This is a genomic window from Micromonospora sp. CCTCC AA 2012012, from assembly GCF_040499845.1.
In the GTDB taxonomy this organism is placed as follows: domain Bacteria; phylum Actinomycetota; class Actinomycetes; order Mycobacteriales; family Micromonosporaceae; genus Micromonospora; species Micromonospora mangrovi.
The window spans coordinates 743,021-766,522 of the sequence record NZ_CP159342.1 but is presented as its reverse complement, the minus strand read 5'-3'; the positions used below and the strand labels follow the sequence as shown (position 1 = coordinate 766,522).

Genomic DNA, 23,502 nt, shown 5'->3' with positions numbered 1-23,502 from the left:
CCGGTGGAGGCGGGTGTGTCCCGCCCCCACCGGGGACGTCACGCGGCCCGCTTGTACTTCTTGATCGAGCTGTCCTGGGCGATCGAGTCGGCGCCCTTCTGGCACTGGTCGAGGAACTGCGCCGGGGTGGACCGGCCGCTGAAGAACTCGCCGCAGGCGGCGTCGACGAGGTTGCGCTCCAGCTTGCGGTAGTAGTTGTTGTAGACCCAGTTGAAGCCGTTCGCGCCGGAGGCCTCCAGCGCCTTGACCACGGTGGACAGCCCGAACGGCAGCTCGACGCCGTCGGTGGCGCCGGCCACCACGGTGAGGCTGGCGACCTTCCTGGTGAAGTCCTGGGCGCCCTTGCGGGAGAGCATCGTACGCAGGTATTCCCGGCCGCCGGCGACGTTCTTCGCCTTGGCCGGGACGATGAACGGCTCACCGGCGGTGCCGCGGATCGCCTCGAACGGCAGCTTGTCGCCGCTGCTCAGGCTGGGCGTCGGGGCGACGGTCATGTCGAACCCGGCCGGGGTGACGTCCTTCTGCTCGCTCTCCAGCCAGGAGCCGCAGGAGATGAAGGCGGCCTTGCCCTGGCACCAGGCGGTCTGCGACTGCTTGTGGTCCAGGCCGGGCGATCCGTCGAGGATGAACTTGTCCTTGACGATCTGGTACCAGGCGTCGGCGGCGGCCTTCATCGCGTCGGACTTCCAGGCGTTGGGCTCCAGGTTGTCGATCGCGGTGGCGACCGACGGGCCGCCGAACTTGATCGCGGTGGAGATCAGCGGCCAGCTCATGTAGCGCGGGTGCTGGCCCGCGTACGTCCAGGGGGCGATGCCGGCGGCCTTGATCTGCTTGCAGAGGGCGATGTGCTCGTCCCAGGTCTTGGCGTACTGCCAGTTGCGCTCGGTGAAGAGTTTGGTGGAGTGCCAGATGCCGTAGACGGTGTAGGTGTAGTTCATCACCAGGAACCGGCCGTCGTAGGAGCCGACCTCGACGGCGCCGGGGAGCAGGGTGTCCTTGACGCTCTTGCCGGGGATGTCGAGGCTCGGCGCGGCGAGCAGCTCGCCGAGGTCGGCGAGGGCGTTCTGGGCGACCAGGCCACCGGGGTCGATCTGGCCGGCGCCGGAGTTGTTCACCACGTCGGGCGGGGTGCCGTCGACGAAGCGGGGCTGGAGCGTCTTGTTGATCTCCTGGGTGGCGGAGTGGTTGATCTTCGCCTTCGGGTGGGCCTCCCGGTACATCGCCTCGTGGGCCTTGGCGTACTCCTCGCCGAAGCCGCCGTTGAAGATCACCACCTCCAGCGGGGCGTCCTCCTTGACGCCCAGCGGGTTCTGCGCGCTCTTGGTGCCCTGGTAGGTGCCGGCGTCGCCCTTGTCGTCGTCGCCGCCGGAGGTCGCGCAGCCGGCGAGCAGGCCGGCGGCGGGGGTGGCCAGCAGGCCGGCGGCAGCGCTGCGCCGCAGGATGTCACGCCTGTTCATCACATCTCCTCGGTTCGGGTACGGGCGTCCGCTGGGGGTGGCGGCCGTCGGGTCGAGGCACGGTGCTGTCGCTTGTCTTCAGCTCACGCAAAGTTGTTGAAGAATTTCTACGACAGCGGGACGCGGATCACAAGACCCGACGGCCGAACCGTTATCAGCACCGGCCAACCGGGGCTGACATAGCCTGGGCCCATGCGCCGCCTGCGGCAGCTCGCCGAGCGCACTCCGGCCACCCGGGAGCGGTACGTCGACCTGCTCCGGGCGCTCGCCATCACCATGGTCGTGATCGGTCACTGGGGCATCACCGTCATCGGTCACGACCCGACCGGCCGACCCACCGGGCACTCCGCCCTGGGCGACCTGCCCTGGGTCTGGCCGCTGACCTGGGTGGCCCAGGTGATGCCGGTCTTCTTCCTGGTCGGCGGGTACGCCAACGCCGCCGCACTGGCCACCCACCGCGCCCGGGGCGGCGGCGCCACCGACTGGCTGGTCGACCGGAGCGCGCGGCTGGTCCGCCCCACCACCGCACTGCTGGTGGTGCTGGCGGTGGGCGCCGCCGTGGCGTCATCCCGCGGTGCCGCCGCCACCGAGGTCCGCACCGTGGTCTGGTTCGCCACCATCCCGCTCTGGTTCCTCGTCGCCTACCTGGTGGTGGTGCCGCTGACCCCACCGATGTACGCCCTGCACCGCCGCTACGGCCTGGTCGTGCCGCTGGTGCTGGTCGGTCTGGTGGCGCTCGGCGACCTGGGCCGGCTGCTCGGGCCGGCCGGCCTGGCGACCGGGAACTACCTCTTCGGCTGGCTGGCCGTGCACCAGGTCGGCTTCGCCTGGTACGACGCCCGCTCCCCGGACCTGCCGCGCCGCCGCCGACTGCCCACGTCCCGCCGGGCCGCGCTGGTGCTGCTGGCCGGCGGGCTGCTCACGCTGATCCTGCTGACGGTGCCCGGGCCGTACCCGGTGGTGATGTTGAACGTGCCCGGCGAGCGGCTGGACAACGCCGCGCCGCCGAGCCTGGCGCTGCTCGCGGCGGCCACCACCCAGCTCGGGCTGGTCCTGCTGCTGCGCGACCCGGCCACCCGCTGGCTGCGCCGCCGCGCCCCGTGGCAGGCGGTGATCGCGGTCAACGCGGTGGTGCTGACCGTCTTCCTCTGGCACCTGACCGCCGCCGTGCTGCTGGTCGGGCTGCTCGACGCGCTCGGCGTGCTGCCCACCCCCCGGGTCGGCTCGGCGGCGTGGTGGGCGTGGCGGGTCCCCTGGCTGGCCGCGCTCGCCGTGGTGCTGGCGGCGCTGGTCGCCGTCTTCGGCCCGATCGAAGCGCGCAGCCGGCGGTCCGCCGCGCCCGGTGACCCGGCGGCGGCCCGGCACGGCGGACGGATGCCCCTGCGCACCGGGGCTGTCGTGGCCGGCTACGCGGGCGTGGTGGCGGGGCTGCTGCTGAACAGCCTGACCCGCAAGGCCGCCCCGGAACCGCTGGGGCTGCCCGCCCCGGCGCTGGTGGCGTACCTGGCCGGGGCGGGAGTGCTGCGGCTGCTCAGGTCTGGGTGGGGAAGCCGAGGTTGACCCCACCGCCGCTCGGGTCGGGCCAGCGGCTGGTGACCACCTTGCCCCGGGTGAAGAAGGCGACCCCGTCGGCGCCGTGCGCGTGCAGGTCGCCGAAGAGCGACGCCTTCCAGCCGCCGAAGGAGTAGTACGCCATCGGCACCGGGATCGGCACGTTGATCCCGACCATGCCGACCTCCACCTCGTGCTGGTAGCGCCGGGCGGCGCGACCGTCGTTGGTGAAGATCGCCGTGCCGTTGCCGTACGGGTTGGCGTTGACCAGCTCGACCGCCTCGTCGTACGAGCCGACCCGCAGCACGCTGAGCACCGGGCCGAAGATCTCGTCCGTGTAGATCGACATCTGCGGGGTGACGTGGTCGAAGAGCGTCGGGCCCAGCCAGAAGCCCTCCGCCGCGCCGTCCGGGACGGTGTCCCGCCCGTCCACCACCGGCACCGCGCCGGCCGCGACCCCGGACTCCACGTAGGAGCGGACCTTCGCCGCGTGCGCGGCGGTCACCAGCGGGCCCATGTCGCAGCCCCGCCGACCGTCACCGGTGCGCAACCCGGCCATCCGCTCGGCGATCCTCGCCACCAGGGCGTCGGCGACCGGTTCCACCGCCACCAGGGCGGAGATCGCCATGCACCGCTCCCCCGCCGAACCGAAGCCGGCGTTGACCGCCGCGTCGGCCGCCAGGTCCAGGTCGGCGTCGGGGAGCACCACCATGTGGTTCTTCGCCCCGCCGAGCGCCTGCACCCGCTTGCCCGCCATCGACCCGCGCTGGTGCACATAGCGGGCGACCGGGGTGGAGCCGACGAACGAGACCGCCTTCACCCCGGGGTGGTCCAGCAGCGCGTCCACCGCCTCCTTGTCGCCGTTGACCACGTTGAACACCCCGTCGGGCAGGCCCGCCTCGGCGAACCACTCGGCCAGCAGCAGCGCCGCGCTCGGGGTCTTCTCGCTCGGCTTCAGCACCACCGCGTTGCCGCAGGCGATGGCGACCGGCACGAACCACAGCGGCACCATCACCGGGAAGTTGAACGGCGAGATCACCGCCACCACCCCGAGCGGCTGACGCAGGCTGTAGGAGTCGACCTCGGTGGAGACGTTCTCCGAGAAGCCGCCGCGCAGCGCCGAGGGGATGCCGCAGGCGTACTCGATCACCTCCAGGCCGCGCTGCACCTCGCCCGCCGCGTCCGCGAGCACCTTGCCGTGCTCGGCGGTGATCAGCTCGGCCAGCCGGTCGCGGCGGGCGTGGACCAGCTCGCGGAGCGCGAAGAGCACCGCCGTCCGCTTGGAAAGAGAGGCGTCCCGCCAGCTCCGCGCGGCCCGCTCGGCGGCCTCGACCGCCCGCGCCACGTCCGCGGCGCAGGCCAGCTCCACCGCACCGGTACGCCGACCGGTGGCCGGGTCGAAGACGTCGGCGCGCCGCTCGGAGCTGCCCCCGATCCGCTTGCCGTCGACGAAGTGCCCGATGCTCCCGCTCATGCCGCGACCTCCGCGCTGCACCGGATCGCGTCGACCAGGATGGCGAGCCCCTCGCGCGCCTCCTCCTCGGTCAGCGTCAGCGGCGGACCCATCCGCAGCACGTTGCCGTAGAGGCCGCCCTTGCCGGCGAGCAGCCCGCCGGCCTTGCACGCCTCGAAGACCCGGACGGTCATCGCCGGGTCGGCCTCGGTCGTGCCGGGCCGGACGAACTCGACGCCGAGCATCAGCCCCTTGCCGCGTACCTCGGCGACGCAGTCGAGGTCGCCGACGGCGGACCGCAGGCCGTCGGCGAGGATCGCGCCGACGCGCGCCGCGTTGGCCTGGAGGTCGTGGTCGAGCAGGTAGTCCAGGACGGCGTTGCCGGCGGCCGTGGAGACCGGGTTGCCGCCGAAGGTGGAGAAGCTGATCGCCGGCACCGACTCCAGCACGTCGGCCCGGCCGACCACGCCCGCGAGGGCGAAGCCGTTGCCGATGCCCTTGGCGAAGGTGAGCAGGTCCGGCGTGACGCCGTGCGCCTGGTAGCCCCAGAAGTGCTCACCGGTGCGCCCCCAGCCGGTCTGCACCTCGTCGGCGACGAAGAGGATGCCGGACTCGTCGAGCACCTTCTTCCAGGCGGCGAAGAGACCGTCCGGCGGGTGCACGAAGCCGCCGACGCCCTGGATCGGCTCGGCGATCAGGCACGCCACGTCCCCGGCGGTCTGGGTGGCGAGCACCTCGCGCAGATCCTCCACCGCCGCGTCGACCTGCTCGTCGGGGCCCAGCCGGGACAGCAGGCCACGCAGCCGCTCGCCGGAGTGCAGCCAGGCCACCTGGAGCGGGTTGAGCGCGCTGGCCGACCAGCTCCGGTTGCCGGTGACGCCCATCGCCGCGTACGACCGGCCGTGGTAGCTGTTGCGCACGGCGAGGATCTGGTGCGAGCGGCGATGGTTGGTGGCGACCAGCAGCGCCGCCTCGTTCGCCTCGGTGCCGGAGTTGGTGAAGAAGACCCGGGCGTCGGGGATGCCGGAGACCCGGGCGACCTTCTCGGCCAGCTCGACCTGCTGGCGGATCAGATAGAGCGTGGAGCTGTGCACGATGCCGGTGGCCACCTGCCGCTCGACCGCCTCCCGGATCTCCGGGATGTCGTAGCCGATCATGTTGGTCAGCACGCCGCCGAAGAAGTCCAGATAGGTGCGGCCCTGCGCGTCGGTGACCCGGCGACCCGAGCCGGAGACCAGCTCGATCGGCTCGTCGTAGTAGAGCGGCATCCAGGACGGGAGCACGGCCCGGTGCCGGGCCAGCAGGTCGTCGGAGGTCATCGTGGGGCACCCTTCAGCGGCGGTCGGCGTCCTCGCACGCTCCCACCGCGCGGCGGCAGGGACAACTGTCACTCTGTAGCGCAGTCGCCGCGCCCGCCTGACACCGCGTCAACCCGCTCGATACGGTTTTCGGGGCGAAGCGTGACTCCTGCCCACGATTCCGTCCGCCGACAGCCCGGTCAACCACTCATTCCGCAGGACCGCTCCGGCGTCCGGGGACCACCCGGGTGACGGCGGTAGCATCCGCCGGTGCGGAGAGTCGAGGTGGCGCTGCCGACCGGCACCGGCGGTACGGAACTCACGGCCGGCATCCGGGCCTGGGTGGGGTCTCCCCCGCTGCGCAGCCTGGTCGGGCACTTCGGCGGCGACTGGCCGGCCGGTGACCTGGCGGCGGTGCTGGCCGGGCTGGACGACTTCTCCGCCCGGCACTGGGACTTCCGGGACGGGCGGGAACGCCCCGACGCCCGGGAGCCCGCCGTCGACCCGGCCACCGCCGGGCTGGTCCTCGCCTGCGCCGAGGCACTGGGGCTGGTCCGGGCCACCCCGTCGACCCGACCCCGCTGCGCCCACCTGCTGGTGCTCGGCGGGCTCGCGCACGCCTGCCTGCGACGCACCGCGTACGCCGCGCACCTGGTGCGGACCGGCACCGGGGTCGACGGCGAGGTCGCCGTGCTGGGCAGTTTCCGGCCGCTCTCCCCCGCCGAGCACGACATCCTGGCCGCCGTCGGGGTCACCGGCTGCGCCACCGAGGTCGACGTCCTGGACGCCGGGGTGCGGGCCGCGTTCGGGGTGGACCGGCCCACCGAGCAGGTCGGCGTGGACGCCGACCATCCGCACCGGGCCTGGTCGTCCCGGACCTACCGGCCGACCGGCGGGCCACCGGTACGGGTCCTCGCCGCCCCGTCCAGCGAACCGGAGCGGCGTCGGGCGCACACCGCCGACACCCAGCGGTTCTGGGCGGAGCACGTCCGGCTGAGCGTCGGCGACCCGGTACTGATGGTGACCGCGCCGATCTACGTGCCGTTCCAGCACTGCGACGCGCTGCGCACCCTGGCCCTGCCGTACGGCTGTGGGATCGAGACGGTGGGGGTCGACCCGGCGCTGGCCACGCTGGCCCGGCTGCCGGAGCCCACCCTCACCCCGGGGCGGTACCTCCAGGAGATCCGCTCGGCGATCCGGTCGCTGCGCGCCCTGCACGCGGCGCTGGACTGAGCGGGGTCAGCGCGCGGTGTCGGCGACCGCCTGCGCGAACACCTCCGAGCGGTGCTCGAAGTTGCGGAACCGGCCGTAGCTGGGGGCGGCCGGGGAGAGCAGCACCACCCCGCCGGCCGGGGTGAGCTTGCGGGACAACCCCACCGCGGCGACCAGGTCGTCGGCGAGTTCGGTCCGTACCCGGGGCAGCCCGGCGAGGGCCTCGACGATGCGCGGACCACTGTCCGGGATGCCGATCACGGTGATCTCCCGCTCGGCCAGGTGCTCGGCCAGCGGGGTGTAGTCCAGGCCCCGGTCGGTGCCGCCGACGATCACCGTCAACGGCCGCCCCTCGTACGCGTCGATCGCGTGCATCGCCGCGTACGGGCTGGTGGCGAGGGTGTCGTCGACGAAGGTGAGGCCGGACGGGTCGGGGATCTCGGTGAGCCGGTGGGCCAGCCCCTGGAACCCGGCGACCGCCACGGCCAGGGTGTCCTTGCGGGCCACCACCTCGACGCCCAGCGCGTCGAGCACGGCCAGCGCCACGCAGAGGTTGCCCTCGTTGTGCCGGCCGACCAGCGGCAGCACGGCGCGCGGGAAGAGCGGCTGGTCGCGCAGGTGGAACCAGGGTGTGCCGTCCGGGCCGGTGGCGACGTGGGTGGTCTCCGGCCGACCGGCGCGGACCACCGCGCGGTCGCCCAGCTCCTGGGCCAGGCGCGGGTCGGCCCCGTTGACGACCACGGTGTGCGGGCCGTGGTCGAGCAGGTTCAGCTTGTCCCGGTAGTACTCGCGTTCGCCGCCGTGCGCGTCGAGGTGCTCGGGGAAGAGCGCGGTGACCACGGCGACCCGGGGCGAGTCGGCCAGGTCGGCGCACTGGTAGCTGGAGAGTTCCAGCACGTACAGCTCAGCCTCGGGCAGGTCGAGCAAGGGCACGCCGATGTTGCCGCCGAAGACGTTGGGCCGGTCCATCGCCGCCAGCAGGTGGCTGATCAGGCTGGACGTGGTGCTCTTGCCCTTGCTGCCGGTCACCCCGACGGTGCGGTCCGCGTGGTCGGCCATCCAGAGGGCGCTGCCCTGGGTGACGGTCACGCCCCGGTGCCGTAGCTGCACCATCCACGGGTGGGTGCTCGGCACGCCGGGCGAGCGGACCACCACGTCGGCGGCGGCCAGCCGGGCGAAGCCCTCCTCCCCGGTGACCAGCGGCGCCGCCGCGGCGAGCGGCCCCTCCCAGGGCAGGGTGAGGAAGTTCGCGCTGTCGTCCACGGCGACCAGGTCGGCCGGGCCGTGCGCGGCGATCGCGGTCACCGCCGCCCGGCCCTCCCGGCCGGCCCCCCAGACGGCGACGGTACGTCCGCGCAGGTCAGACAGGCGCACAGGCTCTCCTCGGGGGTTTCGACGGCGATCGGCGGGTGGGGTCCGACGCAGCCGGACACGGCGGACGAACCAGGGCCTAGTATGGCGTGTGCCCAACGAGCAGCTCCGGCGGATGGACGCCTTCACCTTCCCGTCCTACTCGATCGACTTCGCGACCGGCGAGGCGTTGTTCGACTACGCCCTGACCGGGCCGGACGGCGAGCAACGGTTCACCGAGGTGATCACGCTGCCGCTGCCGGCCGAGCCACCCTCGGACGAGACGGTAGCCACCCTGAACCGGGTCCTCGAACTGCTGCACGTCGTCGCCGGGGTCAGCTACTACAAGGCCGCCGCGCCGCACCGGCTGGTGCTGCCGACGCCGCTGGGCGCGGGCGCCGTCAAGCTGGTCACCGCCGTCTACACCAAGGGCCTCGCCGAGTACGCGTACCGCAACCAGCTGCCGCACGTGCTCGAACTCCGCCCCGAGGTGCCGGCCGGTTCGCCGGAGCCGGCCGCGCCGCTGGACACCTCGGAGCGTCGCCCGCTGTCGACGGTCGGCGGCGGCAAGGACTCGATCGTCAGCCTGGAGGCGCTGCGCCGGGCCGGCTTCGACCCGGTGCCCTTCTCGGTCAACCCCAACCACGTCATCGTCTCGGTCAACGAGGCGTCCGACCTGGTGCCGCTGGCCGCGCGCCGGCGGATCGACCCGGTGCTGTTCGACCTCAACGCCGCCGGCGCGCTGAACGGGCACATCCCGGTCACCGCGATCAACTCGCTGATCGCGGTCGCCACCGCCGTGCTGCACGGGCTGGGCCCGGTGGTGATGTCGAACGAGCGCTCCGCCTCGGACCCGAACCTGATCTGGAACGGTCACGAGATCAACCACCAGTGGTCCAAGGGCGTCGAGGCGGAGGGGCTGCTGCGGGCGGCGCTGGCCGAGCACGCCGGCCTCACCGAGCCGTACTTCTCGCTGCTGCGGTCGCTCTCCGAGCTGCACATCGCCCGGCTCTTCGCCGCGATCGACCGTTACGACGACGTGGTGACCAGCTGCAACGCGGCGTTCAAGCTGCGTGACGCGAGCGAGCGCTGGTGCCGCAACTGCCCGAAGTGCCGCTTCGTCTTCCTGGCCATGGCGCCGTTCATGTCCCGGGAGCGGGTCACCCACATCTTCGGCGGTGACCTGCTCGCCGACCCCGCCCAGATTCCCGGCTACCGGGAGCTGCTCGGCGTCGACGGCCACAAGCCCTTCGAGTGCGTGGGCGAGGTCGAGGAGTCGGTGGTCGCCCTGAGCCTCCTCGCCGAGCAGCCCCAGTGGCGCGACGCCCCCGTGGTCCGCGCCCTGGTCGACGCCGTCCCCGACACCGCCTGGTCCGCCGCCGCCACCTCCGACGTCTTCACCCCCGGCGGCCCCAACCACATCCCCGCCCCCTACGCCAAAACCCTCACCGCCCTCACCTGACCCCCTTTCTGCGCCCTCCCCGCCCTGAGGCGCGTTGATCAAGAAGTTTGCGTCAGTCCGGAGCCCGTTCCTGACGCAAACTTCTTGATCAACGGCGGTCAGGGGGTGCGGACGGCGTCCAGGGCGAGCAGGGCGACGTGGAGGGAGAGGCAGGTCTCGACCGAGTCGAGGTCGGCGTCGAGGATGCGGGCGATACGCGCCAGGCGTTCGTAGAAGGCCGGGCGGGAGAGGTGGGCGGCGACGGCCGCCGCGGACTTGTTACGGCCCTGCTCCAGGTACGCCCGCAGGGTGCCGAGCAGCTGCTCCCGGGGGTGTTGCGCGTCGTGGGCGAGCAGGGCGCCCAGTTCCCGCTCGACGAAGGTCTGCAACCGGGGCTCGTCCCGCAGCAGGTGCAGCAGGCCGGCCAGCCCGACGTGCGGCAGCCGGAAGATCGGCAGGTCACGGCGGTCCCGACGAGCCGCCTCGGCGATCTGGCGCGCCTCGGCCAGCGACCGCCCGGCCTCCCGCAGGCTGCCCACCCCGGAACCGGCGGCCACGATCACCGCCGCCGGCTCGGCGCCGCCCGACCGCCCGGCGCGGGGCGGGACGGCGTCGAGGCGTACCCGGTGCAACGCGGCGGCGAACGCGGCCAGCGCCTTCTCCTCGCCGGTCGGGTCGGGGAGCGCCAGCAGCGCCCCCACCGCCTGGTCGTCGACGGCGCTGGTGAGGCCGGTCAGCCTGGCCTCGCGCAGCGCCTGGCCGACCGCCTCGGCGAGGTCGCGCAGCCGGGCCGGACCGGCCTCCGGGCCGGTCTCGGCGGGCGCGTCCCCGGCCGGGTCGTCCGCCCGGTGCCGGACCACCACGCCGACCAGGTGCCGGCGGTCCAGCACCACGCCGAGCGCCTTCGCCCGCAGCGCCACCTCGTCGACCGGCCGGGAGTGGTCGAGCAGGGCGGTGAGCAGGGTGCGGTGGATCTGCCGTTCCAGCCCCTCGGCGTCGCGCCGGATGAGCCGGCCCAGCGCCAGCGTGGAGGCGGCCCGCTCGATCAGGATGGTCAGCCGGGTCGGCGGGGTGCCGGTCGGCCAGCGCAGCAGCAGCCGCCCCCAGTCCTGGCCGCGCGCGCCGACGGTGGTCACCAGCCAGCCGCTGTCCGGGTCGTACGCGGTCCGCCCGGCCGGCCGGATCCGCCGGGAGTGCTGCTCCCAGCCGTCCAGCAGCAGCTCCGCGCTCTCCCCCGCCGGGTCGTACGCGAGCACCTGCCGGGACAGGTTCTCCAGCACCACCGGGCAGCCGGCCAACTCGGCGGCGTGGCGTACCACCTCGGTCGGGCCGGCGCCCTCGACGGAGAGTTCGGTGAACCGCTGGTGGATCTCCTCGGTGGCGCGCAGCTCGGTGAGCTGGGCGTCCACGATCAGCGCGTGCACCGCCTCGGTGATCCGGACGAACGGGGTGGCCCGCCGCAGCTCGACCAGGGGCAGGCCGCGTCGCTCGGCGGCCGCCGCCATCACCCGGGGCACCCCGCTGACGTAGCGGCGGCCCAGCTCCACCACCAGGCCGGAGACGCCGACGTCGGCCAGGTCGCCGATGAAGGCGCGCAGGCCGGCGTCGTCGGCGGGCAGCCCGATGCCGGTGGTGAGCACCAGCTCCCGCCCGCCGAGGAGGGGGGCGATGTCCGGCACCTCGGTCACGTGCACCCAGCGGACCGGCTGGTCCAGCCCGCCCTCCCCGGCAACCAGGCGGGGCGCGCCGTGGCGGACCGGGTCGAGCGCGAGGACCTCACGGACGGTAGGGAACACGGCCGACACGCTACCCTGCGTCACCTCCGGTGCGAAGGTCACCGTCCGCGTACCGGCAGCGGGGGGCCCGGCCACCGGTCGGCACAATGTCCGGTGTGCCGACCATCGCCATCACCAGCCCCGACGACCCGCACATCGGCGACTACCGGGCCCTGACCGACCTCGAACTGCGTACCCGCTGGGAGCCGCCCAACGGCCTCTTCATCGCCGAGGGCGAACTCGTCATCCAGCGGGCGCTGCGCGCCGGCTACGCGATGCGCTCGGCGCTGGTCGACGAGAAGCGCGCCGACCAGCTCACCGGCCTGCCCGCCGACGCACCCGTGTACGCCGCGACCCAGGCGGTACTGGAGTCGATCACCGGCTTCCACGTCCACCGCGGCGTCCTCGCCTCGTTCCACCGCCGCCCGCTGCCCACCCTCGACGACCTGCTCGCCGGGGCCCGCACCCTGGCCGTCCTCGAGGGCCTGAACACGCACACCAACCTCGGTGCCCTGTTCCGCAGCGCCGCCGCCCTCGGCATCGACGCCATCGTCCTCTCACCCAACTGCGCCGATCCGCTCTACCGCCGGGCCGTCCGGGTCAGCATGGGCGAGGTCTTCGCCATCCCGTACGCCAAGACCGACACCTGGCCCGAACCACTCGTCACCGTCCGTGACGCCGGTTTCACCCTGCTGGCGATGACCCCGGCGACGGACGCGGTGGCCCTGCGGGACCTCACCCCGGCCCAGCGGGAACGCCCCGCCCTGCTCCTCGGCGCGGAGGGCCCCGGCCTCACCCCGGCCGCGCTGCGCGCCAGCGACGTCCGCGTCGCCATCCCCATGCACAACAACGTCGACTCGCTCAACGTCGCCACCGCCGCCGCCATCACCTTCTACGAACTGACCCGCGACCGGACCGGCTGACCGGCGCCGGGGCACCCACCTTTCGGTGTGCCCAGGTGCCGGCATTGTCGGAGAAGACTTCGGCCCCGGCGGCACCCATGCTCGGAGACGACCAGGCAACGCGCCACCCGCGAAGGGAGCCCCGGATGGCCGAGCACGCGTCCGTCGTCGCGGATCTGATCGCCGAGGGCGACCGGTTCGACGGTCTCCTCACCGAGCCGGCCGCCGCCGGATGGGACCGCCCGACACCCGCGCCCGGCTGGCGCGTCCGGCACCAGTACGCCCACCTGACGTCGGTCTTCCGGCTCGGCCGGCTGGCGACCACCGCCCCGGACCGGTTCCTGGAGACGGTCACGCGGCTCGGCCCGGACTTCGACACCGTCATCGACAAGATGCTCGCCGAGTTCGTGGACGAGCCACCGGAGACCCTGCTGCAGCGGTGGCGGGCCGAGCGCTCCCGGTCGCAGCAGGCGCTCGCCGACGCCGCGCCGGGCCTGCTCGTGCCCTGGCTGGCGCGCCCGATGCCGGTGGCCATGCTCGCCTCGGCGGCCCTGATGGAACTCTTCGCGCACGGCCAGGACCTCGCCGACGGGCTCGGCCTGCGCCGCGTCCACACCGACCGGCTGCGGCACGTCGCGGCGTTCGCGATGACGAACCACGACTACGGGTACGCGGTGCGCGGGCTCACCCCGCCCGGCGTCCCGTTCCGGTTCGAGCTGACCATGCCGTCCGGGGCGGTGTGGACGTACGGCCCGGCCGACGCCGCGCAGCGGGTGTCCGGCCCGATGGTCGACTTCTGCCTGCTGGTGACGCGCCGCCGGCACCGCGACGACCTGGCGCTGACCGCGACGGGGGTGGAGGCCGACCGCTGGATGTCCATCGCCCAGGCCTACCGGGGCGGCACCGGGGCGGGCCGGCAGCCGGGGCAGTTCGCCGCGATCGGCTAGGCGGCGAGCCGGGTCGGCTTGCCCCGGGCGACTAGCGTCCGGTTCGTGGCCCGTCCCGTGCTGATCGCCCTGGTCGGCGTCGACGGCTCCGGCAAGAGCACCCAGGCGCGTGCCCTCGCCCGCCGGTTGACGGCGCGGGGCGTGCCGGCGCGGTACTTCGAGAACGCCGGCGGCCGGCCACTGTGGAACCGGCTGGCCCGCGCGCTGGGCCGGCCGGACGGGCGGGCGCTGTTCGGTCGTACCGGGTATGCGGCGCTGGAGGCGACGGTGCGGGCGGCGGCGATGGCCCGCACGGTGCTGGTCAGCCGGGTGACCGGCCGGACGGCGGTGCTGGACCGGTGGACCTGGTGCCAGGACGTGATCATGACGGCGCGCGGTGACCGGGGCCGGCGGACGGTCCGCCGGGCGTACGCGGTCTTCCCGCGACCGACGGTGGTCTGCTTCCTCGCGACCACCCCCGAGGTGGCGCAGGCCCGGGTGACGGCCCGGGGCATCGACACCGAGGAGCTGGCGCACCTGCGGGCGCTGGACGCCGCCTACCGGGCGCTGGCGGACTTCGGGACGTTCGTGGTGGTCGACGGCGACCGGGACCCGGACGAGGTGGCCGCGGCGTTGGACCGGCTGGTGACGCCGCTGGTCGGCTAAATTGCCGATCATGGAGTACCGCCTGGTGGACCGGCTGCCCACGGTCGACGAGTTCGTCACCGTCACCACCGCCGTCGGCTGGACCGACGCGTACGACCCGGCGGCGATCCCGGCGTCGCTGGCCGCCTCGCTGCACGGCGTGGTGGCCGTCGAGGGCGACCGGGTGATCGGGCTCGGCCGGCTGATCGGGGACGGGGCGATCTACTACTACCTGCAGGACCTGGCGGTGCTGCCGGAGCGGCAGCGGCGCGGCGTCGGCGCGGCGATCCTGGGCCGGCTGGAGGAGTGGATCGCCGGTCGCGCCGGCACCCGCACCTTCGTCGGCCTCTTCGCCGCCGGGGACTCGGTCGGCCTCTACCGCCGCTTCGGCTACGCGGTGCACGACGACATGACCGGCATGTTCCGCGTCGGCCCGTACCGCCGGCCGTAGCGGTGAGCGGGGACCCCCGCCGGGCAGGGGTCCCCGCGTCGGCTCAACCGCGGCGGTTCTGGAGCCAGCGGAGCAGGTCCGACGGCAGGTTGTCGCTGGGCGACGGCGACGGGGTCGGCTTCGGCGTCGGGGCCGGCTCGGGCTTCGGGCGCTGCGGGTCGCCGGCCAACTCCCGGCTGGGCGCGGTGAAGTCCCGCACCGGCTGGCCGCTGACCGCGGTACGGATCACCCGGGCCACCGCGTCGATCACCTTCGTCTGCACCGCCGAGCCGACCAGGTCGGTCGAGTCGTCCGGGTCGGCGGCGATGCCGGCGACCGCGACCTGCGGGGTGAACCCGACGAAGGTCTCGGTGGCGTTCTGCTCCGAGCTGCCCGTCTTGCCGGCCACCGGCCGACCCACGATCCGGTCGACCGAGGTCGCCGTGCCGCCGTTGCACTGCCCGTACGCCGACTGCTGGCCGACCGGGCAGCGGGCCGCGTCGGTGGCGGCCCGGGCCACGTCGGGCTCCAGCACCTTCTTGCAGGACGGCTGCCCGACGGCCACCTTCTCGCCGTTCGCCGCGGTCACCGAGACCACCGGCTGCGGGGTGCAGTACGTCCCCTCGGCGGCCACCGTGGCGTACGCGTTGGCCAGGTCGAGCGGGGTGGTGGCGGCGACGCCGAGGGTGAACGCGCCCCAGTTCTTCGCGTCGTTCTTCGCGAAGGCGGCGTCGGCGTCGGCCCGGAAGGTGATCCCGAGGCGCTGCGCCATCTCCACCACCTTGTCCTCGCCGACCTGCTCGGCCAGCCAGACGAAGTACGTGTTCACGGAGCGGCCGAAGCCGTCCCACATCATCCGGTACCCGTCCATCCACTCCGGGTTGGCGTTGGCCGGGCACCACGTGCCGTCGCAGTTGCCCTCGGCGTCGGAGGCGTATCGGGTGGGCAGCTTCTCGGGGGCGTCGAAACCGGTCGACAGGGTCTTCCCGGCCTCCAACGCGGCGAGCATGGTGAACAGCTTGAACGTGGAGCCGGCCTGGTAGCCGTCGACGCTGGCCCCGCCGGAGATCAGCGGATTGACGGTGTTCGGGTGGTTGGCCTCCCCGGCCGGGTTGGCGGCGAGGCTGTAGTGCCGGTTGACCGCCATGGCGAGCACCCGGCCGGTGCCCGGCTGGACCGCCGCGATCGGCAGCGCCCGCTTGTTGTCGTACCCGTAGACGGCGGTGGCCTGCTGCTGCGCGGTCTCCTGGATCTTCGGGTCGAGGGTGGTGACCACGGTGTAGCCGCCCCGGCGCAGCGCCTGCTCGCGCTCCTCGGCGGTGCCGCCGAAGGCCGGCTGGGTCAGCCACCACTGCCGCAGGTAGTCGCAGAAGAAGCCCCAGTCGTCGTGCCCCTGAGCGACCGCGGTGCAGCCGTTGGGCTGGGCGGTGGGGTGCAGGGTCAGCTTCTCCGCCTTGGCCGCGGCGGCCTGCGCCGGGCTGATCGCGCCGGTCGCGGCCATCGCGTCGAGCACGTACGCCCGGCGCTGGAGCGCCTGCTGGGCGTTCCCGTCGATCGGGCTGTACTCGTCGGGCGACTGGACCAGGCCGGCGAGCAGGGCCGCCTCGCCCAGGGTCAGGTCGGCGGGCGCCTTGCCGAAGTAGCGCTGGCTCGCGGCGGCGACGCCGTACGCGCCGGAGCCGAAGTAGGCGATGTTGAGGTAGCGGTTGAGGATCTCGTCCTTGCTGAGGCTCTTCTCCAGCGCGGTCGCGTACCGGATCTCCTGGAGCTTCCGCCCGACGGTCTGCTCGGTGGCGGCCTGCCGTTCCTCGGCGGTGCGGGTGGGGTCGGTCTTGAGCACGTTGCGGACGTACTGCATGGTCAGCGTGGAGCCGCCCTGCTCGGTGCCGCCGCCCCGGACGTTGGCGACCAGGGCGCGGGCGATGCCCCGCAGGTCGGCGCCGCCGTGCGAGTAGAAGCGCCGGTCCTCGGCGGCCACGATCGCCTGCCGCATCACCGGGGCGATCTCCGCGAGGGGAACGTCGGTGCGGTTGACGTCGTAGAACGTGGTGATCAGGGTCTTGCCGTCGTTCGCGTAGAGGTAGGACCGCTGCGGCTGGGCGGGGGTGCGCAGCGCGTCGGGCAGCTCCGCGTACGCCCCGAGCGCGGCCTTGGTGAGTTGGCCGCCGATCAGGTTGCCGGGGAGCGCCGCGACGGCGAGGACGAGCCCGGCGAGCAGGCCCGCGAGCAGCACGGTGAAGAGCCGCGACAGCGGCGACCGGGATGACGGCATGCACCCCAGGATTACCGCGAAAGCCGCCAACCGACCACCCCGTCAGGCAACTGTCAGTAACCTCACGGCAACTCCCCAGCCTTCCCTCCCCACCCCTCCCCCCGCGTCCCCCGCGTCCCCGCCGCGGTGATCATGACGTTTTGGTCAGATCCGGCCCATTGGCTGACGCAAACCTCATGATCACCGGGCCTGACGGGCGCGGGGCGGGGGGGGTGGGGGGCCCGGGGTGGGGTCAGGTGGGGAGGGGGCCGGGTGGGGTGGGGGGTGTGGCGGCGACGCTGGCGGTGGCGGCGTCGCGGGCGATGGTGGCCGGGACCAGGCGGCCGGAGCGGTAGCCGATGCCGATCCCGGCGATCAGCACGAAGATCGCCCCGAAGGTCTGCAGGGAGCCGATCAGCGCGCCGCCGAGGCCGAGCAGCGGGGACGCGATCATGAGCATCACCCCGTCGCCGTAGCTGAACATCCCCGACCGGGCGACCGACCAGCCGGTGAGGAACCAGCCCACGCTGTAGCAGAAGGCACCGACCAGGACCAGGCTCCGCGCGGTGGTGCCGAAGACCGGGGTCTGCTCGGCGAGCCCGGCGAAGGGCAGCATCAGCACCATGCCGGCGAGGCTCACCAGCAGCCCGGCCGCGGCCACCCGCCGACAGCGGGTCGCGGCGAGCAGGCCGGTGAGGGCGAGCAGCGCGAGCAGGCCGAGCCAGACCGCGGCCACCCACCCCACCAGGTAGACCGGCCTGCCGTCGGCCGGGTAGGGGTCGTTGCCCACCCCGCCGTCGCTGGCCATCGCCACCACGCCGTAGAGGATCGCGTACGCGGGCAGCAGCCACACCGCGGCGCGGGCGAACCGGCGTACGGACCAGGCCCAGCTGGCGTTGGTGGCCGGGGCGGCCGGCCCCGGATCGGCAACGAACGGCAGCACCTGGAACCCGCCCCCGGTACGCCGGGTGCCGAGCGGTCCGGCGGGATCGTGCGCGCCGGGTACCGGGGTCCTGGACCACACGCGGTTCGCCGGATCCTTCATGCGTCACCTCGCTCCGCCGACGGGCGGCGCGGGACGCGTACGGCGCCCCGACTCCTGCTCACCACCCGTCCTCAGACCGATCGTGGCAGGCGCCGGGACGCCGTATGAGTGTTTCTCGCATTTGCCGCCCGGGGTCGGACGGCGGCCGGGTCAGCCCCGCTCGCGCCGGTCCGCCGGGTCGTTGAGCAGGCTGCCCGGGGAGACCGGCTCCGGCGCCGGCAGCCCCTGCGGGGCGGTGCCCCCGGTGGCCTGCGCCTCGGCGACGCGTACCTCGTCGTGGATCTGCTGGGCGGCGCTCGCCGCCGCCCGGGCGGCCTCGGCGGCCTCCCGCTCGACCGCGCTCGCGTGGTCCGCGGCCTCGGGTGACGGCACGTCGCCGACCATGTTGGCCAGCCCGCCCAGCGCGCCGCCCATCCCCTCCAGGGCCTTGGTCAGCTCGGCCGGGACGATCCACACCTTGTTGGCGGTGCCGTTGGCGATCTGCGGCAGCGCCTGGAGGTACTGGTAGGCGAGCACCTTCTGGCTCGGGTTGGCCTGGTGGATCGCGTCGAAGACCGTCCGGATCGCCTTGGCCTGACCCTCGGCCTGGAGGATCCGGGCCTGCCGGTCACCGTCGGCGCGCAGCACCGCGGACTGCTTCTCGCCCTCCGCGGTGAGGATCTGCGACTGCTTGTGCCCCTCGGCGGTCAGGATCGCCGCGCGGCGGTCCCGCTCGGCGCGCATCTGCTTCTCCATCGAGTCACGGATGCTCGCCGGCGGCTCGATCGCCTTGATCTCCACCCGGGTGACCTTGATGCCCCAGCGGCCGGTGGTCTCGTCCAGCACGCCCGACAGGTGCCGGTTGATCTCCTCGCGGCTGGTCAGCGCCCGCTCCAGGTCGAGCGAACCGATCACGTTCCGCAGCGTGGTCACGGTCAGCTGCTCGATCGCCTGGAGGAAGTTCGAGATCTCGTAGGTGGCCCGGACCGCGTCGACCACCTTGAAGTAGAGGACGGTGTCGATCGAGACCACCAGGTTGTCCGAGGTGATCACCGGCTGCGGCGGGAAGCTGACCACCTGCTCTCGCATGTCGACCTTGGTCCGGACCGCGTCGATGAAGGGGACCAGCAGGTTCAGGCCCGGGTTCAGCGTCCGCTTGTACTTGCCGAGCCGCTCCACCACGTCCTGCCGCTGCTGCGGCACGATCCGTACCGCCTTGACCAGGGTCACCATCACGATCACCGCGATCGCGATCAACAGGACCGCTGCAAACTCCATACCGTTCACCTTGTCCCTTCGGGCAGCTCGCCCGGGGTGGAAATGTCGTCCTGCCAGACCAGGGCAGTGGCACCCTGGACCTTTATCACCTGCACCCGCTCACCCGCCGCGAAGCTCTGCGTCGCGTCGTACGAGCGGGCGCTCCACAACTCACCGTCGATCTTGACCAGGCCCCGCTCGGTGTCCACCGGCTCCAGCACCAGGGCGGTGACCCCCTCCAACGCCTCGACGCCGAACGCCTGCTCCCCGCTCTCCAGCGCGGAGAGCCCGTGCCGGCGGATCACCGGCCGGACCACCGCCACGGAGAGCGCGGAGACCACCGTGAAGACCAGCGCCTGAAGTGGCACGGGAGCACCGAGCGCGGCGGCGCCCGCCGCCGCGAAGGCGCCGGCGGCGAACATGATCAGGAAGAGCGTCGTCGTGAAGATCTCGGCGACGGCCAGTACGACACCCAACACGACCCACAGCACGGCGTCCACGCACCAATCGTGACACGTCGTGGCACGCCGCCCCGCCCCGCGATGATCAGTAAGCTCGGCGGGCGCCCCGACCCGCCGACGTCAGGAGAACACCGTGCCCCTGCTGCCCGAGACGATCCGTCAGGTAGACCTGCTGGTGGGCCGGGCCCAGGCCGAGGGACGCACCCCGTCGCTCGCCCTCGGCGTGGTCCGGGACGGAGAGCTGGTCCACCTCGCCGGGGCCGGTGAACACCCCCGACCGGACGCCGACCGGCAGTACCGGATCGGCTCGATCAGCAAGACGATGACGGCGGTGCTGGTGATGCAGCAGCGCGACGCCGGGCGGCTCGCGCTCGACGACCCGCTGGAGCGGCACCTGCCCGGCACCCCGGTCGGCGCGCTCACCCTGCGCCAACTGCTCGGCCACGCCGGCGGCCTGCAACGGGAACCGGACGGCTCCTGGTGGGAGCGGACCGAGGGCGCCGACCTGGCCACCCTGCTCGCCGGGCTGACCCCGGACAAGATCGCCTACCCGCCGCACCACGTCTACCACTACTCCAACCTGGCGTACGGGTTGCTCGGCGGGGTGCTGGAGCGGATCACCGGCACGCCCTGGTACGACCTGCTCCGCGAGCGCCTGCTGGATCCGCTGGGCATGCACCGGACCACGTACCACGCCACCGAGCCGTACGCCCGCGGCCACGTGGTGCACCCCTGGCACGACACGCTGCGGGAGGAGCCGCGTACCGACACCGGGGCGATGGCACCGGCCGGGCAGCTCTGGTCCACGGTCGAGGACCTCGGCCGCTGGGCGGCCTTCCTCGCCGACCCGGCCCCGGCGCTGCTGGCCCGGGAGACGGTGACCGAGATGTGCGCGCCGGTGGTGATCAGCGACGTCGACGCCTGGACCGGCGGGCACGGCCTCGGCGTGGAGCTCTACCGGGTCGGCGAGCGGGTGTACCTCGGCCACGGCGGCTCGATGCCCGGCTACCTCGCCGGGCTGGTGGTGCACCGTCCCACCCGGACCGCCGTGGTCGACTTCGCCAACTCGTACGGCCTGCGCGGCGGGCACCACATCGTCGGGCTGGCCCGGCAGGTCCTCACCGTGGTGCTGGAGGCGGAGCCGACCGCGCCGCGCCCCTGGGTCCCGGCCGGGGTCCCGTCCGCCGAGCTGGCCGAGCTGACCGGCCGCTGGTGGTGGATGGGCATCGAGTACGAGCTGCGCCCGGACCCCTCCGGCGACCTCTGGGCCGGCCCGGTGGGTCAGCCGGTGCTCCGGTTCACCCGGGTCGACCGGGACCGCTGGCTGGGGCGCAGCGGCAGCCAGCACGGGGAGACCCTCACGGTGCTGCGGGACGAGGCGGGACAGCCGGTCGCCCTCGACATCGCCACGTTCGTCTTCACCCGCACCCCGGACCAGGAGCCCTGACCGGGGTGCGCGGCGTCAGGCCGGCTCGGTGACGAAGTCGATCAACCGCTCCATCGCGTTGATCAGCGGCGTCTCCACGTCGGCGAAGCTGTCCACCCGGGACAGGATGTGCCGCCACATGGCCGCCGGCTCAGCCACCCCGAGGGCCGCGCAGACGCCCTCCTTCCACGGCTGGCCGGGCGGCACCACCGGCCACGCCGCGATGCCCAGCGCCGCCGGCTTGACCGCCTGCCACACGTCGACGTACGGGTGGCCGGTGACCAGCACGTACGGCGACGTCACCCGGGCCACGATCCGGCTCTCCTTGGAGCCGGGCACCAGGTGGTCGACCAGCACCCCGAGCCGTCGGGTCGGGCCGGGACCGAAGTCGCGTACCTCGGCGTCCAGGGCGTCGATGCCGTCCAGCGGCTCCACCACCACCCCCTCGACGCGGAGGTCGTCGCCCCAGATCCGTTCGACCAGGGCGGCGTCGTGGATGCCCTCCACCCAGATCCGGCTGGCCTTGGCGACCCGCGCCGTGACGTTGTCGACCGCGATCGAACCGGAGGCGGTCCGCCGACGCGCCGCCGGCACCGGGGAGCGCACCGGCCGGCGCAGCGTCACCGGCTCGCCGTCGAGCAGGAACGCCGCCGGCAGCAACGGGAAGTTGCGGCGCTGTCCGTGCCGGTCCTCCAGCACCACCGCGCCGGACTCGAAGCCGACCACCGCGCCGCAGAAGCCCGAGTCGGCGTCCTCGACGACCAGGTCCGGCTCGGCGTCGACCTCGGGAGTCACCTTCCGCCGCCGCCAGTCCCCCGCCAGCACGTCATCGCCGTATCGCCGCACCATGTCGAGCACGCTAACCGCCGACCCGGCGCGCCGCCCGCCGACGCGCCGCCGCAGCAGCCGGGCGGGAAGGGGCGAAGCGGGCAGTTCGGGGCAGGTCACGCCACCGGAGCGGCAGTCGAGACAGGGGCGGCGGTGAGCACGTACCCTTTCGGCATGTCCTCCCCCGCAACGGGCGCGGCCACGCTGGCTCCGCGCCGGTCCAGCCGTTTTGTTGCCTGGGTACGCGCCTGGCGTGCCGGCCTGGTGTCCTTCGACGAGGTCGCCGACTCCATCGCCGGCGACGAGGAGCACCTGGTCGCGGACGCCCCCGGCACCTGGACCGATGTCCCGCTGCGGGACGCGCTGCCCACCCTGGCCAAGCTCTCCCCCGACGAGATCCGGCTGGTGCTGCCCGCGCCGGGCGACCCGCGGGGGCTGCCCGGCCCCGGTGACTTCGCCGGCGCGGCGCTGCTCAGCGGGGAGGCCGTGATCGCCAGCGGCCTCGGGCTGATCCCCGAGGTGCGCAGCCACACCTCCGGCTCGGGGATGACCTGGGAGACGGTGCTCTGGCGGGTCTACCCGCTGCCGCCGGACGCCCCGAAGGCGTCGCTGGCCGGGCCGGGCGCGGCCGAGGCGGAGGCCGAACTGGCGGTGGCGCTCGCCGAGACGACCGCCGCGCTCACCCGCCTCGACGTGGCCCAGTGGCGGCCGGAGCTGGCCGGCGCCCTCGCCGCGCTGCGCCGCCCGGACGGCACCACCGACCTGCCCCCGGGCTTCGACCCCCGGGCCCGGCGGCTCTTCGCCCGCGCGGCCGTGCTCGACCGGGTGCTCGCCCTCGCCGGGGAGAGCGCACCCGGCGGCGCGATCAACAACTACGAGGCGCAGCAGCGCGACGCCGCGCTCCGGCCGCTGACCACCGCCTGCCGGCAGGCCCTGGTCGCCGCCTGCAACGCCCCGCTGCGCCCCTGAGCGGGCCGGGCCGGCGGGTGCCGGCCCGGCCCCGGATCAGACCTCGTCGATCAGGTCGGCCACCGAGTCGACGATGCGCGACGGCCGGTACGGGTAGCGCTCCGCCTCGGTGCGGCTGCTGATCCCGGTCAGCACCAGGATGGTCTCCAACCCGGCCTCCAGCCCGCAGAGGATGTCGGTGTCCATCCGGTCGCCGATCATGGCGGTAGTCTCCGAGTGCGCGTTGATGGTGTTCAACGCCGACCGCATCATCATCGGGTTGGGCTTGCCGACGAAGTACGGCTCCACCCCGGTCGCCTTGGAGATCATCGCGGCGACCGAGCCGGCGGCCGGCAGCGCGCCCTCGACCGAGGGGCCGGTCACGTCGGGGTTGGTGCAGATGAACCGGGCCCCGTCGTTGATCAGCCGGACCGCCTTGGTGATCGCCTCGAAGCTGTAGGTGCGGGTCTCCCCCAGCACCACGTAGTCGGGGTCGAAGTCGGTCAGCACGTACCCCACCGCGTGCAGGGCGGTGGTCAGGCCGGCCTCCCCGATCACGTACGCGGTGCCGCCCGGCCGCTGGTCGTCGAGGAACTTGGCGGTGGCCAGCGCGGACGACCAGATCGCCTCCTCCGGCACGTCCAGCCCCATCCGGACCAGCCGGGCCTGGAGGTCGCGCGGGGTGTAGATCGAGTTGTTGGTCAGCACCAGGAACGGCTTGCCGGACGCGCGGAGTCGCTTGACGAACTCCGGCGCGCCGGGCACCGGCTGGCCCTCGTGCACCAGCACGCCGTCCATGTCGGTGAGCCAGCTCTGCACCGGCTTGCGTTCACGCATCAGGGGTCCCAGGGGGTGTCGGGGGTGGGC

The 23,502-nt window shown here is 73.6% G+C and carries 20 protein-coding genes; 9 read left to right on the top strand and 11 right to left on the bottom strand.

The annotated features are described in order from the left end of the window. Nucleotides 1-38: 38 nt before the first annotated feature. Nucleotides 39-1,457, bottom strand: a complete 1,419-nt coding sequence (gene ngcE / locus ABUL08_RS03560; RefSeq protein WP_350934471.1) for an N-acetylglucosamine/diacetylchitobiose ABC transporter substrate-binding protein — start codon at nucleotides 1,455-1,457, stop codon at nucleotides 39-41. A 192-nt stretch (nucleotides 1,458-1,649) separates the two neighbouring features. Here ngcE and ABUL08_RS03555 point away from each other — a divergent pair, with 192 nt between their 5' ends. Next, nucleotides 1,650-3,017, top strand: a complete 1,368-nt coding sequence (locus ABUL08_RS03555; RefSeq protein ID WP_350934468.1) for an acyltransferase family protein — start codon at nucleotides 1,650-1,652, stop codon at nucleotides 3,015-3,017. On the opposite strand, the gene ABUL08_RS03550 is transcribed toward ABUL08_RS03555, so the two are convergent. Next, nucleotides 2,989-4,482, bottom strand: a complete 1,494-nt coding sequence (locus ABUL08_RS03550; protein ID WP_350934466.1) for a CoA-acylating methylmalonate-semialdehyde dehydrogenase — start codon at nucleotides 4,480-4,482, stop codon at nucleotides 2,989-2,991. The genes ABUL08_RS03555 and ABUL08_RS03550 overlap by 29 nt on opposite strands. Next, a complete protein-coding gene (locus ABUL08_RS03545) occupies nucleotides 4,479-5,780 on the bottom strand; it encodes an aspartate aminotransferase family protein (protein ID WP_350934464.1) in 1,302 nt (433 codons plus the stop codon). Before ABUL08_RS03545 ends, ABUL08_RS03550 begins: the two co-directional genes overlap by 4 nt. A 249-nt stretch (nucleotides 5,781-6,029) precedes the next feature. On the opposite strand from ABUL08_RS03545, the gene ABUL08_RS03540 reads away from it, so the two are divergent. Further along, a complete protein-coding gene (locus ABUL08_RS03540) occupies nucleotides 6,030-6,992 on the top strand; it encodes a hypothetical protein (RefSeq protein ID WP_350934462.1) in 963 nt (320 codons plus the stop codon). A 6-nt stretch (nucleotides 6,993-6,998) separates the two neighbouring features. Here the strand turns inward: ABUL08_RS03540 and murD are convergent, their stop codons facing one another. After that, the gene (gene murD, locus ABUL08_RS03535) at nucleotides 6,999-8,345 is read right to left on the bottom strand and encodes a UDP-N-acetylmuramoyl-L-alanine--D-glutamate ligase (RefSeq protein WP_350934460.1); all 1,347 of its coding nucleotides are present in this window, start codon (nucleotides 8,343-8,345) and stop codon (nucleotides 6,999-7,001) included. A gap of 88 nt (nucleotides 8,346-8,433) precedes the next feature. Here murD and ABUL08_RS03530 point away from each other — a divergent pair, with 88 nt between their 5' ends. After that, nucleotides 8,434-9,783, top strand: a complete 1,350-nt coding sequence (locus ABUL08_RS03530; protein ID WP_350934457.1) for a hypothetical protein — start codon at nucleotides 8,434-8,436, stop codon at nucleotides 9,781-9,783. Between the two features lie 98 nt (nucleotides 9,784-9,881). Here ABUL08_RS03530 and ABUL08_RS03525 read toward each other — a convergent pair whose 3' ends face one another. Next, nucleotides 9,882-11,558 (bottom strand): PucR family transcriptional regulator, encoded by a 1,677-nt coding sequence (locus ABUL08_RS03525; protein WP_449288899.1) that lies wholly within the window; start codon nucleotides 11,556-11,558, stop codon nucleotides 9,882-9,884. 95 nt (nucleotides 11,559-11,653) lie between these two features. On the opposite strand from ABUL08_RS03525, the gene ABUL08_RS03520 reads away from it, so the two are divergent. From ABUL08_RS03520 to ABUL08_RS03505, 4 genes are all read left to right on the top strand, one after another. Beyond that, on the top strand, nucleotides 11,654-12,460 hold the full coding sequence (locus tag ABUL08_RS03520; RefSeq protein ID WP_350934453.1) for a TrmH family RNA methyltransferase: 807 nt from the start codon (nucleotides 11,654-11,656) through the stop codon (nucleotides 12,458-12,460). 125 nt (nucleotides 12,461-12,585) lie between these two features. After that, on the top strand, nucleotides 12,586-13,386 hold the full coding sequence (locus ABUL08_RS03515; RefSeq protein ID WP_350934450.1) for a TIGR03084 family metal-binding protein: 801 nt from the start codon (nucleotides 12,586-12,588) through the stop codon (nucleotides 13,384-13,386). Nucleotides 13,387-13,431: 45 nt separating this feature from the next. Then, entirely contained in the window at nucleotides 13,432-14,031 is a 600-nt protein-coding gene (locus ABUL08_RS03510) for a dTMP kinase (protein WP_350934449.1), read from the top strand. Nucleotides 14,032-14,041: 10 nt separating this feature from the next. Then, nucleotides 14,042-14,461, top strand: a complete 420-nt coding sequence (locus ABUL08_RS03505; RefSeq protein ID WP_350934446.1) for a GNAT family N-acetyltransferase — start codon at nucleotides 14,042-14,044, stop codon at nucleotides 14,459-14,461. Nucleotides 14,462-14,504: 43 nt separating this feature from the next. Here ABUL08_RS03505 and ABUL08_RS03500 read toward each other — a convergent pair whose 3' ends face one another. The 4 genes from ABUL08_RS03500 to ABUL08_RS03485 all read right to left on the bottom strand — a co-directional run bounded on the left by ABUL08_RS03500 (nucleotide 14,505) and on the right by ABUL08_RS03485 (nucleotide 19,472). Further along, entirely contained in the window at nucleotides 14,505-16,712 is a 2,208-nt protein-coding gene (locus ABUL08_RS03500) for a transglycosylase domain-containing protein (RefSeq protein ID WP_350934444.1), read from the bottom strand. 232 nt (nucleotides 16,713-16,944) lie between these two features. Further along, nucleotides 16,945-17,736 carry a hypothetical protein gene (locus ABUL08_RS03495; RefSeq protein WP_350934443.1) on the bottom strand — a complete coding sequence of 264 codons (792 nt, stop codon included), beginning with the start codon at nucleotides 17,734-17,736 and terminating at the stop codon, nucleotides 16,945-16,947. A gap of 150 nt (nucleotides 17,737-17,886) precedes the next feature. Continuing rightward, a complete protein-coding gene (locus tag ABUL08_RS03490) occupies nucleotides 17,887-18,993 on the bottom strand; it encodes an SPFH domain-containing protein (RefSeq protein WP_350934441.1) in 1,107 nt (368 codons plus the stop codon). A gap of 5 nt (nucleotides 18,994-18,998) precedes the next feature. Further along, on the bottom strand, nucleotides 18,999-19,472 hold the full coding sequence (locus ABUL08_RS03485) for an NfeD family protein (protein ID WP_350934438.1): 474 nt from the start codon (nucleotides 19,470-19,472) through the stop codon (nucleotides 18,999-19,001). A 94-nt stretch (nucleotides 19,473-19,566) separates the two neighbouring features. On the opposite strand from ABUL08_RS03485, the gene ABUL08_RS03480 reads away from it, so the two are divergent. Further along, complete coding sequence (locus ABUL08_RS03480; RefSeq protein ID WP_350934437.1) at nucleotides 19,567-20,880, top strand: serine hydrolase domain-containing protein; 1,314 nt, start codon at nucleotides 19,567-19,569, stop codon at nucleotides 20,878-20,880. A 15-nt stretch (nucleotides 20,881-20,895) separates the two neighbouring features. Here the strand turns inward: ABUL08_RS03480 and ABUL08_RS03475 are convergent, their stop codons facing one another. Then, complete coding sequence (locus ABUL08_RS03475) at nucleotides 20,896-21,708, bottom strand: DUF3097 domain-containing protein (protein ID WP_350934435.1); 813 nt, start codon at nucleotides 21,706-21,708, stop codon at nucleotides 20,896-20,898. Between the two features lie 153 nt (nucleotides 21,709-21,861). On the opposite strand from ABUL08_RS03475, the gene ABUL08_RS03470 reads away from it, so the two are divergent. Further along, a complete protein-coding gene (locus tag ABUL08_RS03470; protein WP_350934433.1) occupies nucleotides 21,862-22,656 on the top strand; it encodes a hypothetical protein in 795 nt (264 codons plus the stop codon). A gap of 36 nt (nucleotides 22,657-22,692) precedes the next feature. Here the strand turns inward: ABUL08_RS03470 and ABUL08_RS03465 are convergent, their stop codons facing one another. Further along, complete coding sequence (locus ABUL08_RS03465; protein ID WP_350934431.1) at nucleotides 22,693-23,472, bottom strand: HAD-IIA family hydrolase; 780 nt, start codon at nucleotides 23,470-23,472, stop codon at nucleotides 22,693-22,695. Nucleotides 23,473-23,502: the final 30 nt, after the last annotated feature.

Bases quoted from the DNA above. Each gene is read 5' to 3' on its own strand.
- ABUL08_RS03550 (WP_350934466.1), bottom strand. From the start codon at position 4,482: ATGAGCGGGAGCATCGGGCACTTCGTCGACGGCAAGCGGATCGGGGGC.
- ngcE (WP_350934471.1), bottom strand. From the start codon at position 1,457: ATGAACAGGCGTGACATCCTGCGGCGCAGCGCTGCCGCCGGCCTGCTG.
- ABUL08_RS03490 (WP_350934441.1), bottom strand. From the start codon at position 18,993: ATGGAGTTTGCAGCGGTCCTGTTGATCGCGATCGCGGTGATCGTGATG.
- ABUL08_RS03500 (WP_350934444.1), bottom strand. From the start codon at position 16,712: ATGCCGTCATCCCGGTCGCCGCTGTCGCGGCTCTTCACCGTGCTGCTC.
- ABUL08_RS03555 (WP_350934468.1), top strand. From the start codon at position 1,650: ATGCGCCGCCTGCGGCAGCTCGCCGAGCGCACTCCGGCCACCCGGGAG.
- ABUL08_RS03495 (WP_350934443.1), bottom strand. From the start codon at position 17,736: ATGAAGGATCCGGCGAACCGCGTGTGGTCCAGGACCCCGGTACCCGGC.
- ABUL08_RS03475 (WP_350934435.1), bottom strand. From the start codon at position 21,708: ATGGTGCGGCGATACGGCGATGACGTGCTGGCGGGGGACTGGCGGCGG.
- ABUL08_RS03515 (WP_350934450.1), top strand. From the start codon at position 12,586: ATGGCCGAGCACGCGTCCGTCGTCGCGGATCTGATCGCCGAGGGCGAC.
- ABUL08_RS03545 (WP_350934464.1), bottom strand. From the start codon at position 5,780: ATGACCTCCGACGACCTGCTGGCCCGGCACCGGGCCGTGCTCCCGTCC.
- ABUL08_RS03465 (WP_350934431.1), bottom strand. From the start codon at position 23,472: ATGCGTGAACGCAAGCCGGTGCAGAGCTGGCTCACCGACATGGACGGC.
- ABUL08_RS03470 (WP_350934433.1), top strand. From the start codon at position 21,862: ATGTCCTCCCCCGCAACGGGCGCGGCCACGCTGGCTCCGCGCCGGTCC.
- ABUL08_RS03505 (WP_350934446.1), top strand. From the start codon at position 14,042: ATGGAGTACCGCCTGGTGGACCGGCTGCCCACGGTCGACGAGTTCGTC.